Source organism: Chryseobacterium sp. NRRL B-14798 (assembly GCF_050470705.1).
Lineage (GTDB): Bacteria > Bacteroidota > Bacteroidia > Flavobacteriales > Weeksellaceae > Chryseobacterium > Chryseobacterium cupriresistens.
On sequence record NZ_JBFLUL010000005.1, the window covers coordinates 136,213 to 148,971 of the forward strand.

At 36.3% G+C, this 12,759-nt stretch carries 16 protein-coding genes; 13 read left to right on the forward strand and 3 right to left on the reverse strand.

What is annotated here, in order from left to right; translation table 11 throughout:
* Positions 1 to 7: 7 nt before the first annotated feature.
* On the reverse strand, positions 8 to 526 hold the full coding sequence (locus tag AB1278_RS01075; protein WP_202842178.1) for a KdsC family phosphatase: 519 nt from the start codon (positions 524 to 526) through the stop codon (positions 8 to 10).
* Positions 516 to 1,265, reverse strand: coding sequence for a Rossmann-like and DUF2520 domain-containing protein (locus AB1278_RS01080; protein WP_202842180.1), 750 nt, complete (start codon positions 1,263 to 1,265; stop codon positions 516 to 518). Before AB1278_RS01080 ends, AB1278_RS01075 begins: the two co-directional genes overlap by 11 nt.
* Positions 1,266 to 1,446: 181 nt before the next feature.
* On the opposite strand from AB1278_RS01080, the gene AB1278_RS01085 reads away from it, so the two are divergent.
* The 5 genes from AB1278_RS01085 to lepA all read left to right on the forward strand — a co-directional run bounded on the left by AB1278_RS01085 (position 1,447) and on the right by lepA (position 6,115).
* Positions 1,447 to 1,998 (forward strand): RNA polymerase sigma factor, encoded by a 552-nt coding sequence (locus tag AB1278_RS01085; protein WP_034694015.1) that lies wholly within the window; start codon positions 1,447 to 1,449, stop codon positions 1,996 to 1,998.
* A gap of 16 nt (positions 1,999 to 2,014) precedes the next feature.
* Positions 2,015 to 2,557: a hypothetical protein gene (locus tag AB1278_RS01090; RefSeq protein WP_429811865.1), complete on the forward strand. Its 543-nt coding sequence runs from the start codon at positions 2,015 to 2,017 to the stop codon at positions 2,555 to 2,557.
* Positions 2,558 to 2,563: 6 nt separating this feature from the next.
* Positions 2,564 to 3,076 (forward strand): hypothetical protein, encoded by a 513-nt coding sequence (locus tag AB1278_RS01095; protein WP_137904559.1) that lies wholly within the window; start codon positions 2,564 to 2,566, stop codon positions 3,074 to 3,076.
* A gap of 98 nt (positions 3,077 to 3,174) precedes the next feature.
* The gene (locus AB1278_RS01100) at positions 3,175 to 4,194 is read left to right on the forward strand and encodes a hypothetical protein (RefSeq protein WP_429811868.1); all 1,020 of its coding nucleotides are present in this window, start codon (positions 3,175 to 3,177) and stop codon (positions 4,192 to 4,194) included.
* Positions 4,195 to 4,318: 124 nt separating this feature from the next.
* Positions 4,319 to 6,115, forward strand: coding sequence for a translation elongation factor 4 (gene lepA, locus AB1278_RS01105; protein ID WP_062672783.1), 1,797 nt, complete (start codon positions 4,319 to 4,321; stop codon positions 6,113 to 6,115).
* A 55-nt stretch (positions 6,116 to 6,170) separates the two neighbouring features.
* Here lepA and AB1278_RS01110 read toward each other — a convergent pair whose 3' ends face one another.
* Positions 6,171 to 6,812 (reverse strand): DUF1579 domain-containing protein, encoded by a 642-nt coding sequence (locus AB1278_RS01110; protein WP_411414393.1) that lies wholly within the window; start codon positions 6,810 to 6,812, stop codon positions 6,171 to 6,173.
* Positions 6,813 to 6,934: 122 nt separating this feature from the next.
* On the opposite strand from AB1278_RS01110, the gene AB1278_RS01115 reads away from it, so the two are divergent.
* The 8 genes from AB1278_RS01115 (at position 6,935) to AB1278_RS01150 (ending at position 12,757) form a co-directional block, all read left to right on the forward strand.
* Complete coding sequence (locus AB1278_RS01115; protein ID WP_110008940.1) at positions 6,935 to 7,630, forward strand: NUDIX hydrolase; 696 nt, start codon at positions 6,935 to 6,937, stop codon at positions 7,628 to 7,630.
* Between the two features lie 453 nt (positions 7,631 to 8,083).
* Positions 8,084 to 8,626, forward strand: a complete 543-nt coding sequence (locus tag AB1278_RS01120) for an NADAR family protein (protein ID WP_429811873.1) — start codon at positions 8,084 to 8,086, stop codon at positions 8,624 to 8,626.
* A 29-nt stretch (positions 8,627 to 8,655) separates the two neighbouring features.
* Positions 8,656 to 9,204 carry a 2OG-Fe(II) oxygenase gene (locus AB1278_RS01125; protein ID WP_429811875.1) on the forward strand — a complete coding sequence of 183 codons (549 nt, stop codon included), beginning with the start codon at positions 8,656 to 8,658 and terminating at the stop codon, positions 9,202 to 9,204.
* A 76-nt stretch (positions 9,205 to 9,280) separates the two neighbouring features.
* A complete protein-coding gene (locus AB1278_RS01130) occupies positions 9,281 to 9,616 on the forward strand; it encodes a hypothetical protein (RefSeq protein ID WP_120232302.1) in 336 nt (111 codons plus the stop codon).
* 2 nt (positions 9,617 to 9,618) lie between these two features.
* Positions 9,619 to 10,473 carry a hypothetical protein gene (locus AB1278_RS01135; RefSeq protein WP_343642655.1) on the forward strand — a complete coding sequence of 285 codons (855 nt, stop codon included), beginning with the start codon at positions 9,619 to 9,621 and terminating at the stop codon, positions 10,471 to 10,473.
* 63 nt (positions 10,474 to 10,536) lie between these two features.
* Positions 10,537 to 11,607 (forward strand): adenylosuccinate synthetase, encoded by a 1,071-nt coding sequence (locus AB1278_RS01140; RefSeq protein WP_411414395.1) that lies wholly within the window; start codon positions 10,537 to 10,539, stop codon positions 11,605 to 11,607.
* Between the two features lie 68 nt (positions 11,608 to 11,675).
* Positions 11,676 to 12,149 carry a macro domain-containing protein gene (locus AB1278_RS01145; protein WP_062672771.1) on the forward strand — a complete coding sequence of 158 codons (474 nt, stop codon included), beginning with the start codon at positions 11,676 to 11,678 and terminating at the stop codon, positions 12,147 to 12,149.
* A 14-nt stretch (positions 12,150 to 12,163) separates the two neighbouring features.
* Complete coding sequence (locus AB1278_RS01150) at positions 12,164 to 12,757, forward strand: DUF4291 domain-containing protein (protein ID WP_429811880.1); 594 nt, start codon at positions 12,164 to 12,166, stop codon at positions 12,755 to 12,757.
* Positions 12,758 to 12,759 lie beyond the last annotated feature (2 nt).

Consider the following 12,759-nt stretch of genomic DNA (forward strand, 5'->3'; position numbering starts at 1 on the left):
CAGATACTTATACAGATTGAGTATTATCGTCATGCCAGTTCCCCTGAACTTTCATTACCTGTTCAATGACATCACGAACCGCACCGGTTCCACCTTTTTTCGGGGAAATATAATCGGAAATTCCTTTTACTTCAGGAACCGCATTTTCAGGACATGCCGCAATAGCTGAATTTTCCATAATATGAATATCCGGAAGATCATCACCCATGGTTAGTATTTCTTCGTTCTTAAGATTGTATTTCTTCTTAAAGTCTTCAAAATCAATCATTTTGTTGTGGGACTTAGGGTAGTAGTCCTGAATACCCAGATAATTGATTCTGTGCTTTACCATTTCATCATTTCCTCCCGTAATAACCCCAATTAAATAATTGTTTTTTAAAGCTTTTACTACTGCATAACCGTCCAGGACATTCATTACCCTGCACATATTTCCTCCGGGAAGCAGATATACGCTTCCGTCTGTGAAAACTCCGTCAACATCAAATACAAATGCCTTAATATCTTTTAATTTCTCTTTATAGCTCATACATTTCCTGAATAGAATGATTCATTGTTTTATAAATTTCAAGACTTTCGTCTTTTAATAATTGTTCATGCAGCTGTAAAATTCTTACATCATTTCTTACTGCGGGGCCTGTTTGTACCATTTTAGGTTCAATTTCATGAATTTTCTGAACCGTTTCATCAATCAGCGGCAAGAAATAATCAAACGGAATTTCCTGAGAATCTGAAATTTCTTTAGCCCTTGAAAAAAGGTGATTCACAAAATTGCAGGCAAAAACAGCTGTCAGGTGAATATATTTTCTTTTCTCGTAGCTGCTTTTCATCACCCTTTCTGAAATTTTTGAAGCAAGATCGAACAGTATCTTTTGATCCTCTTCATTTCCGGCTTCTACGAAAAACGGAATTTTTTCATAGTCAAGTTCCTTGGATTTTGAAAAAGTCTGTAAAGGGTAGAAGCTGGATTTTCTATACTCACCAGCCAGAACTTCTTTTGGAAGAGATCCTGAGGTATGGGCCACCAGACAATCTTTTTTTGTAATAATTTTTGAGACTTCTTCCACAGAATGATCGCTTACACAAAGAATATAAAGATCTGCTTCTCCCAGATGATCCGTAGAGTAAGGAATATTTAATTCTTCAGAGATTTTACTTAATTCTTTTTCGTTCCTCCCAAATAGCTGCGCCACAGGAATGCTTTTCAACGTGAAAGCTTTTGCCATATGATAGGCAACATTTCCGGAACCGATGATTACAATTTGCATATAACAAATATAAGATTTTAAGCTGAGCCGGGAAAGGAAGATCACTTCAGAAATCAGGGACTGTAATCTAGGCACGTTTATTGCGTAAGTGTCTCATATTATTTTTAATATTTAAAATGAAAATTGAATTTTTAATTTAACTTTCAGCTATTTTTGTAATCCAAAACAATGAAGGCATCTTATGAAGATTAAGGACGCGGAAATTATTTCGTTGATGCAAAATCCACGAACCCAGGATAAAGGGGTTCGTGCCTTGATGGATGCCTATCAAAGCAGATTGTACTGGCACATACGAAGAATTATTGTGGACGGAGATCTTGCACAGGATACTTTGCAGGAAACTTTTATTAAAGCATATCAGAATTTTCATCAGTTTAAAAATGATAGCCAGTTGTATACCTGGTTGTACAGAATCGCTACCAACGAAGCACTACAACAGGTCAACAAAATGAAAAAAATGCAGAAAACGGATGAGGATCCGGAGTATCATATGCAGAATCTCGTCGCAGATAATACAGAAGGAGATGCTGAAGAAATACAGATTTTACTGCAGAACGCTATACAGAGCCTGCCCGAAAAGCAGAAACTGGTATTTATGATGCGGTATTATGATGATTTGCCCTACGAAGAAATATCAAAAATTGTGGATATGTCGGTAGGCACTTTAAAAACAAATTATCATTATGCCAAACAGAAAATAGAAGATTATATTAAAGAAAATTACGAAAAATAATTTTTGACCAACAAAGATGAAAGAGTTCGACATAGAAAAATTAGAGCGTAAAAACATTTACACAGTTCCTGATAATATGTTTGAAAATATTCAGGAGAACGTTATGAATGATATAAAGGCAAGTAAAAAAGCACCTGTCTTTAAGCTGAACTGGATGTATGCAGCAGCGGCATCGCTGGCTTTGATTTTTGGAGCAACTTATGTTTTTAATTCAGATAATGATTCCCCTGAACAGATGCTGAACTCTAAAACAGCTTATGCTGCCAATAACGGAGCACAGAAAACAGAAAGCGAGCTGGCTTATGAAACTTTAAAATCTGATTTAACTTCTGTTGAAAACAATGATCAAACAGTTGACAATCAAAAAAATAACAATGTCTACGCTTCTAAAAGTGTAAACGAAACCAAAAAAACTGCAGAGACCCCTGAACCGGTGAAAACTGTAAAGAAAAAAGAAGAAACACGAATGAATGAATATCTGGACTCGTTTTCTAATTCTGAAATTGCAGAGTTAGCAAGTAATTCGACTCAGGACGTTTATTTGGATATTTATAATTAAAAGAAAATGAAAAAGATATTATTGACGTTTTTGATTATTTATGGCTTTGGATTGAATGCCCAAAGAACGGATTATGATTGGAAAAAGATGGATCCTAAACAAAGGAAAGAAGTCATCAATAATCTTTCTCCGGAAGAGAGAAAAGAACTCCTGAAGAAATTCAGGGACAATATGATCATGGATAATCTTAATGTTGATCCAGACGATAAAGCCGAATTTACACAATTGTATAACGAATATCTGGATAGCCAGAGGCAGATAAAAAGTCAGTTTAATTCGAACTTTGATCCTGAATCCTTAACGGATGACGAGGCTAAAGCAAAATTGCAGCAAAGTTTTGAATTGGGACAGAAGTTATTGGATAACAGAAAGAAATACGCAGATAAAATGCAGCAGGTAATTCCCTGCCAGAAAGTTTTGAAGCTGTTTCAATCCGAGAAAATGATGAAGGATAAAATGGACGAAAGAAGACCTCACGGAAACCATAACAATGCTTCGGGACCTAAACAGAACCCATAATAGTTTATTTTTTTAATGTTGGACGGCTCTTACAGATCTTTCTGTGAGAGCCGTTTAATTTTATCAAAAAAAAATTATTTTTACCACAAAGTTTATCTATGAAAAATGTACTTTTCTTTTTATTGTTTTCGATCGTATTATGGGGTCAGAAAATAGAAACCATTGATCTTTCAAAATCTATTAAAGATAACAAAAACTCTATCAAAAGTCTTACGGTGATAGATAAAAGAGCCCATCAGGAAATTGGAATGGTTATGTATCATAAAGATGAGGTAAAAGTTGTTTTCGAAAATAATGCCAGTAAAGATATACAGGATTGGTTTTATAAATACAATCCGGTAAGGGGAAATGATGAGATGATTTTTTTGCTTGAAAATTTGAATGTTTCAGAAGACAAAAAGGAAAAGTACTCTATCGGAAAGCTTGAATTAAAGGCAAGCACATTTATTAAGAAAAAAGACGGATATCATTTTATGGATAGAATAGATACTGTAGCAACAGTCTCATCACGAACAACTCCTTATCTGGCACAAAGTCTGGCAAGAAAAGTAACTTTAATTCTTACTGATATTTTTAAAGAATCTTATAAAGCAATACCTTGGGAACTTAGTATTTCAGAAAATGATTTTCCTGATTATGCCTCTGTATTAAAAGAAAAACTGAGCATTCTAAAAGCAAATGAACTTAAAGAAGGGGTTTATAAAGACTATTACAGCTTTTTTACACACAATCCTGAATCCGGATTTACTTTGCAGACTAATGATAAAGGAATCGTTACTAAGGCCGTAAAAGGAGAAGAAAAAATAGCAATAAGACATTTTTATGGTTTTGTGTATAAAGGGATTGCCTACAAAAATATACCCGTTGGTTACACTGAAATTTTTAAAGATGATAAAGGTGTTTTTATTGAGGTAACAAAAGCAGAATTATTTCCTGAAACGGCAACAACGGGGGTTACAATTGGCGCCGCAGCAGGAGGTCTGATTGGTGGCGTTATTGGTGCAGTGATAGATGTCAGTTTATCAGGCAAAAGAAAGAATACTGTAGGACCTAAAGTTTATCTTGATCCTTTTACTGGAAATTATGTATTACCGGAAGACTTTGGCAAAACAAAATGATATTTAAAAAGAGGAAAAATTTTCCCTCTTTTCTTATTGTTATCTGTGTTTCAGTTAAAAGAAAGAATTAAGGATGAAAAATTCTCCTGCAATTTCTTATCTTTGCAAATTACAAGATTCTTAAATGAAAAACATACGAAATTTTTGCATAATCGCTCATATCGACCATGGTAAAAGTACCCTGGCAGACCGTCTATTGGAGTACACGAATACCGTTACCCAAAGAGAATTGCAGTCTCAGACGCTGGATGATATGGATCTGGAGAAAGAACGTGGGATTACCATTAAGTCACACGCCATCCAGATGGATTATGAGTATAAAGGAGAAAAATATATTTTAAACCTTATTGATACCCCGGGACACGTTGACTTCTCTTATGAAGTATCCCGTTCTATTGCTGCCTGTGAAGGAGCTCTTCTTATTGTAGATGCTGCACAGAGTATTCAGGCACAAACCATCAGTAACCTGTATCTTGCATTGGAAAATGATTTAACGATCATTCCGATTCTGAATAAAATTGATCTTCCGTCTGCAAATCCTGAAGAAGTAACCGATGAGATCATGAACCTTATCGGATGCGAATATGAAGATGTATTGAGAGTTTCCGGTAAAACAGGAGAAGGTGTTCATAACCTTTTAGAGCAGATTGTTGAAAGAATTCCTGCACCGGTAGGAGATCCTGACGGTCCGCTGCAAGCTTTGATCTTTGACTCTGTATACAACCCGTTCAGAGGTATTGAAGCTTATTTTAAAGTAGTGAACGGAAGCATCACTAAAAATGAAAAGATCAAATTCTTCGCTACAGGAAAGGAATATGGAGCTGATGAAGTGGGTACATTAAAACTGAAGCAGGTTCCGAAGAAAACAATCCATTGCGGAGATGTAGGATATCTTGTATCCGGTATTAAAGATGCCCGTGAAGTAAAAGTAGGAGATACCATCACTTCATTTGAAAAACCTGCTGATGCACCAATTGATGGATTTGAGGAAGTAAAGCCAATGGTATTTGCCGGGATTTATCCAATCGATTCTGAAGATTTTGAAGAATTAAGATTCTCTCTTGAAAAATTAAGACTGAATGATGCTTCTCTGGTTTTCGAGCCGGAAAGTTCTGCCGCTCTTGGTTTTGGTTTCCGTTGCGGATTCTTGGGAATGCTTCATATGGAAATCGTTCAGGAACGTCTTGACAGAGAGTTCAATATGAACGTAATCACGACGGTACCGAACGTATCTTATTTTGGATATACTAAAAAAGAGCCTGAAGTTCCGATTTTGATCAACAACCCATCTGAAATGATGGATCCTTCAACGATGGACAGAGTAGAAGAACCATTCATCAAGGCGTCTATCATTACAAAATCCGATTTCGTAGGAGCAGTAATGACTTTATGTATTGAAAAGAGAGGAGAAATCGTTAACCAGAGTTATCTGACATCAGAAAGAGTAGAGTTAATTTTCAATATGCCTCTTGCTGAGGTGGTATTCGATTTCTATGACAGATTAAAATCTATCTCTAAAGGATATGCTTCATTTGATTATCATCCAATCGGATTCAGAGCTTCCAAGCTTGTAAAAATGGATATCCTGATCAATGGTGATATGGTAGATGCCTTATCTTCATTGATTCACGATTCTAATGCTTATTACATCGGTAAAAGAATGTGTGAAAAGCTTCGTGAGCTGATCCCGAGACAACAGTTTGATATTGCTGTTCAGGCTGCATTAGGTACGAAAGTAATCGCAAGAGAAACTATTAAGGCCTTGAGAAAAGACGTTACCGCAAAATGTTACGGAGGGGATATTTCCAGAAAACGTAAGTTATTGGAAAAGCAGAAAGAAGGTAAGAAGAAAATGAAGCAGATTGGTAGAGTAGAAGTACCGCAATCAGCGTTCATGGCTGTATTAAAGTTAAATGATTAATTATTAATCTATTATAAATTGAAAACCGCTTCTGATGAAGCGGTTTTTTTATGGATTATTTTTTACGCGTATATTTTATTTCCATAGTTTTATATTCCTTTCCGGTCTTGGAATCAGGGCCGTACATTTCAAGTTTTTGAGTATTATCATCCACAAAGGTGAATACTTCTCTGAAATTACAATCTTTTCCAGGTCTTGAAGGATCCGTCATTTTTCCTTTAAACTCAACCGATTTTGTGGAAGGATTCCAGTCTCCTTCGCTGTGCATGATTCCGGTTCCCATATTGTCGATCCATGTACTGACAAACTTTTTCTTTGCGTTATCATATCCCACAATACTCATTCCTTCAAAAGGCATCCCCATAAAGTCACCTTTATGATTAGTGATCTGATAACGTCCGCCAAACATCATTTTATTGGTCGCCTCAGATTTACTCATCATAGGTTTTGCTCCGTTTTCCATCCACATTGTCGTTTCACCTGTCCAGGTTCCATCAGATTTTGCAAGCATTTTCTGCATTTCTCCCGGAGTTGAGTACGCCATCCAGTCTTTCATTGCGGTTGCGGAATCTACAGGTTTCCATTCAGATGTAGAAGCTGAATCTGTTTTATCAGAACCAGTGGCAGCTGTCGTTTTTCCTTTCTCGCAAGCTATTAATAAAAAAGCTGCAGAAAGAATTGTTAATAAATTTTTCATAATAATTTAGTTTTAAGATGGTTAGAAAGATAACTTAAAGGTAAGAACTTTTATGCTAATTAAAATTTTTTTTAATACAGGCATAAATTGTAACTTTGTGTATTCATAACGCAAATCAAATTATGGAGTCTCCAAAAAAATTACAGGATATAAAAGTGGCTGTAGATGCCGTTATCTTTGGATATTTTGATAAAAAAGATCTTCAGATCCTTCTGATTAAAAGAAATATTGAACCTTTTAAAGGAGGCTGGGCACTTCCGGGAGGGCTTGTTCTTGATGATGAAAGTGTAGATGATGCGGTAAAAAGAGAATTGTATGAAGAAGCCGGTATAAAGCCCGATTTTTTGGAACAACTGTATACTTTTGGTAATCTGGGCCGCGATCCGAGAAACAGAGTGGTTTCTGTGGCTTATTTGGGGCTTGTAAACCCATCTTATCATGAACTGTTTGCCGATTCAGATGCCGATGACGCACAATGGTTTAGTATTAATAAACTTCCATCAGTAGCATTTGATCACAAAACCATTATTGAGACAGCATTAAAAAGACTTCGCACAAAAATTCAATACCAGCCGATCGGCTTCAATCTTCTCAATGAAGAATTCCCTTTTTCAGATCTTGAAAATCTTTATAAAACCATTGTCGGACAAGAAATTGACAGAAGAAACTTCCGCAAGAAAATCATGAGCTACGGACTCCTGAACGAAACCAATAATGTTAAAAAAGAAGGCAGCGGCAGACCTGGAAAACTTTTTACTTTCAATAAAGAAAAATATAAAGAGCTGGAAGAGCAGGGCTTTTATTTTGAAATCAAATAGTTTGTTTTAAACACAAATTTCACAAATGTCTTGCACAAATATTCATTAATATTTACAGGCATTTTCGGAATGCACATTATACAGTATTAAGACATTCAATAGGAAATATCTAACTCCGGATTGTATTATCGGTCTTCTGTCATTCTGACGGAGGAAGAATCTCCTAATTGATTAGGTTCTTCACACACTGTTGAACTACGTTCGCAGACCTTCAGTCTGTGTTTAGAATGACATTGATATAATAACAATTTTTAAGATCAAATTCCACCAGTTTTAGCTGAAACCTATCAAATTTGTGTCATTTGTGATTAAAATTTGTGTTATTCGTGTTTGTTAAGATTAATTTTTTATTGCTGGAAATCAATTAATTATATTTATTAGCGTAAAATTAACACAAATAAATTTGGTGTAAAAGCTGATATTCTTTTAAATTTGTGTCAAAATAACGCAATCATGAAATATACCTTACAAAATATTATAGAACGCTTTCAAAAAAAGGAAAAGATAAAATATCTCTTTTTCTGGGGACACACGGCAACAGATATTGTTACCAAATCATGTTTAAGCCAATGGTCTCCAGGAAGTTTTGAAGAAAACGGAATTACCTATAGAACAGCAGAACATTATATGATGGCTGCAAAAGCAAGATTATTTAATGATGCTGAAATGGAAAAGGAAATTTTAAAAGCCACTACTCCGAATCAGGCAAAAGCTCTCGGACGGAAAGTGAAAAACTTCGACCCGAAACTTTGGGATGAACATAAATATCACATTGTAACTCAGGGAAATCTTTTGAAATTCTCCCAAAATCAGAAATTTAAAGACTTTCTTTTATCAACCGGAGACAAAGTTTTAGTGGAGGCAAGTCCTTATGATAGAATCTGGGGAATCGGGATGCTGGAAACAGATAACAGAGCTGAAAACCCTTTATTATGGAACGGAGAAAACCTTTTAGGATTTGCTTTGATGGAAGTAAGAGATGAGTTAAGAAGGTAAAAACACAAACCAGACACAAAATATTAATTATGGAAAAAATAGAATTACACCCACAAATATTTCTGATTGAAAATTTTCTTACTGAGACTGAATGTGATCATTATATCAGTCTTTCACAGGACAAAGTATTTGAAGAAGCAAAGATCAATGTATTGGGACGCCAGCAGATGAATAAGGGGATCAGAAATAATGACCGGCTGATGATTTTTGATACCGCAATGGCTGAGGAACTTTTTACCAAGGCTGTAGAATTTCTGCCTCAGGAACATGATGGATATCAGATTCTTAACTTTAATGAAATGCTCCGGGTTTATAAGTATGCTCCGGGTCAGCAGTTTAAAATGCACAGAGACGGAAGTTATATCCGGAATGAAAAAGAAAAGAGCTTTTATACCTTTATGATCTATCTGAATGATGACTTTGAAGGCGGAGAAACAGAATTTGAGAACTTATTTACCGTAGCTCCCAAAAAAGGAACAGCACTTATTTTTCATCACCCGCTTAGGCACGAAGGAAAAACTTTAATTAGCGGAGTAAAGTATGTTTTAAGAACGGATATCATGTATTACAGGAAATAACCATTCTTAAAAAATAAAGGCATTGCTATGTCTTGTTTAATTAGCGTAATTTTAACACAAATAAAAATATTTGATCATGGAAGATGAATTAAAACCCAGATTTATCGAATCATTACAAAGAAATAATGATCAGATCAGAGAAGACCGTGCAAAAATCATCGGAGCAGATTCCGAACTGATTTACAGGCGCAGAGTGGAAGATATCGAATTAAAAATTAAAAGACTCGAGCGCGAACAGGAAGGGCTTATTGATATCAGTCCTTTAGACAGAAACAGTCTGACTTTTGCGGATTTCAATCCCGAAGCATTCGTTCAGAAAGACATGGAATTATCATTAACAATCAGAAATCTGAATATTCAGCTCGAAGTTACCCAAAAGAGATTTGAATATTTATTTGGAAAAAAATTATAGTCATGGGAAGTACAAGATATGATTTAGAAGCTCGTTATGACAGAGCAAGAAAAGCAGGTTACGGAACAAAATCCGCAGGGGAAATTTTCACTCAGAATGCCAAAAGAATAGCTCATGAATCGATGAATCCACATGGAATTTCTTTCAGGGAATCCCGGGATTCGGAAGTCCACCCCAATTCAGTTCCCATTATTTTAGGATTAGATGTTACCGGAAGTATGGGACATATTCCTCATGAGTTGATCAGAGATGGATTACCGAAACTCATGGGCGGAATCATCCAGGGAGGCGTTCCTGATCCGGCCTTACTATTCCTTGGAATCGGAGATCATGAATGTGATGGTTATCCGCTACAGGTGGGACAGTTCGAATCAGGAGATGCAGAACTGGATATGTGGCTTACCCGAACCTATATTGAATCTGGAGGAGGTGGGAATGCAGGTGAAAGTTATCTTTTAGCGTGGTATTTTGCAGCATTTCACACAAGAACAGATGCCTTTGAAAAGAGAAAACAAAAAGGACTGCTGTTTACCGTAGGTGATGAACCTTGTTTAAAAACACTTCCTGCTTCCGCCATCAGGGAAATTATGGGAAAAGGGCAGCAAACCTATACTCATTTTGAACTGCTGGAAGAAGCACAGAAAAAATACGAAGTATACCACATCAGTGTTTTGCATTCGGATCAGGCACTGAGAGCAGACAGAGGCTGGAAAGAATTATTAGGACAAAACTGTATTTCCATAGCAGATCACAGGAACATTCCGGATGTTATAAAAAACATTATCTGTGATAAATTTAAAGACCAAACCTTTGGGACACCAGGAACAGGAGGGTTGGATCAGTTTCAAATGCTTTAGAATTTCTGAATACCAGTAGTAAATTGATAAAGCGGTCATTAAGGTTTAAAAAAATAAAAAGAGATGAAAAAGGCGCAAATCGTAATAGGACTTGGTTTTGGTGATGAAGGAAAAGGAATTACCACAGATTTTCTGGCTTCTCAGAATCCGGAAGCTGTTGTGATCAGATTTTCAGGAGGACAGCAGGCTGCCCATACCGTAATGATGAATGAAAGAAAGCATGTGCATTCCAGTTTTGCAAGCGGTGCACTTCGTGGTCTGCCTTCTTACTTTACCGAGCATTGTACCATTCATCCGGTTTTTCTACTCAATGAAAGAGAAGAGTTAAAAGCAAAGAACGGAAACATTGAGCTGCATATCCATCCATTGGCAAAGCTGACAACTCCTTTCGATGTATGGCAGAACAGAACAAATGCCCGTAATCTGGAACACGGAACCTGCGGAAAAGGAGTGGGAGCCACGATGAAAAGACACGAAAGCCCTTATAAACTATTTGCTGCAGACCTGGTTGCGCCCAGAGAGATGCTGATGGAAAAGCTGAAAGGAATTGCCTATTATTATGGCTTTATAGATAAAAACGAAATTAGTGAACTTTTACAGCCTTTTTTAGATGCTATTGACAGTATGGATTGGAAAATAAGTGACTATAACTATCTGGCTAGCTTCGATCACCTTATTTTTGAAGGAAGTCAGGGTATTTTACTCGATATGGATCACGGCGTTTTTCCCAATGTGACCTATGCCCATACCACTTCAAAAAATGCCTTTGAGATCTGTAGGCTTTTAAAAATTGAAGACGTTGAAATGTATTATGTCACCAGAAGCTATTCTACCCGTCACGGAAATGGCTGGATGAGCAATGAAAAAGTAATGGATCTGAAAAACAATGAAGAAGAAATCTGTATATTCAATGAATATCAAAAGGAGCTAAGAACCGGAGAAATAGATTACAAACTGCTGAATTATGCCTTAAAACTGGATGGAGCTTATGCATTTCCGGTTAAAAAAAATCTTGTCATTACTTGTCTGGATCAGATTGATGAGGAATTTAAAGTAGAAAATCTTGATGAGGAATTTGATGTTGTCTATGGATCCTATTCTCCTTATTCTAAAGATTTTAAACGGATTTTTTAAATTCAGCAGTTAAAAATGTTAATTTTATTTGGAGAGGAGGAAATGATAGAGAATAAAAGTAAATAACCATGAAAACGATACAATATTTAAAAGGGGATGCTACGGTCCCACAGGCCAAAGGAATAAAGATCATCGCCCACATCTGCAATGATATCGGAGGTTGGGGAAAAGGTTTTGTACTGGCAGTTTCCAAAAGATGGGAAGAGCCGGAAAAAGAATATAGAAACTGGCACCGTTTCAGAAGTAAAAATAATTTTGCTTTAGGAGAAATTCAATTGGTTCAGGTTGAAAAATACATTTTTGTAGCCAATATAATCGGGCAAAAAGGAATAAAAACCGGAAGTAATGGTGTCCCTGTTCGGTATGATGCCATTGAAAAAGCTCTGGAAAAACTTTCCAACGAAGCTTTGCTGCTGAACGCAAGCGTTCACATGCCAAGAATCGGATGTGGACTGGCAGGAGGAAAATGGGAAGAAATTGAACCTATTATCGAAAGAACATTGCTTGTAAAGAATGTGGAGGTATATGTGTATGATTTTTAATAAATTAACCAACAATGAGAGAATTTGAAATAAGAGCAGATTATAAAAATGACACGCTGATTGTCTATCAGGCCTATAATAAAGCAATTGCAAAATCAGCCGTAGAGAATCAGAAATTTACAGCTCCTTTTTCATTCAACAGGATGACCTGGATAAAGCCTTCTTTTCTCTGGATGATGGAGCGCAGCAACTATGGACAGAAACCCAATCAGGAATGTACCCTGGCCATACATATTAAAAGAGAAGCCTGGGAGGAAGCTTTAAGCAAAGCAATTCTTACTTCACCTGAAAAAAGGGTTTATCCCGATCCCCGAAAATGGGAAAAAGATTTTGAAAATGCCGGAATATATGTGCAGTGGGATCCTGAAAGGAATATTAAAGGAGCAAAACTGAATTACCGTTCCATTCAGGTAGGAATCAGCCGCTCATTGATTAAAGAGTTCAATGAAGAATGGATTGTAAAAATAGAGGATTATTCTCCTTTGGTTAAGAAGATTCTGAATCTTACCAGGTCGGGAGAATTTGATAAGGCAAAAAAACTGCTGCCGGTAGAAAAAAACTATCCTCTGTCAAAAGAACTGGCTTACAGAATTGGAGCCACAGTATAACC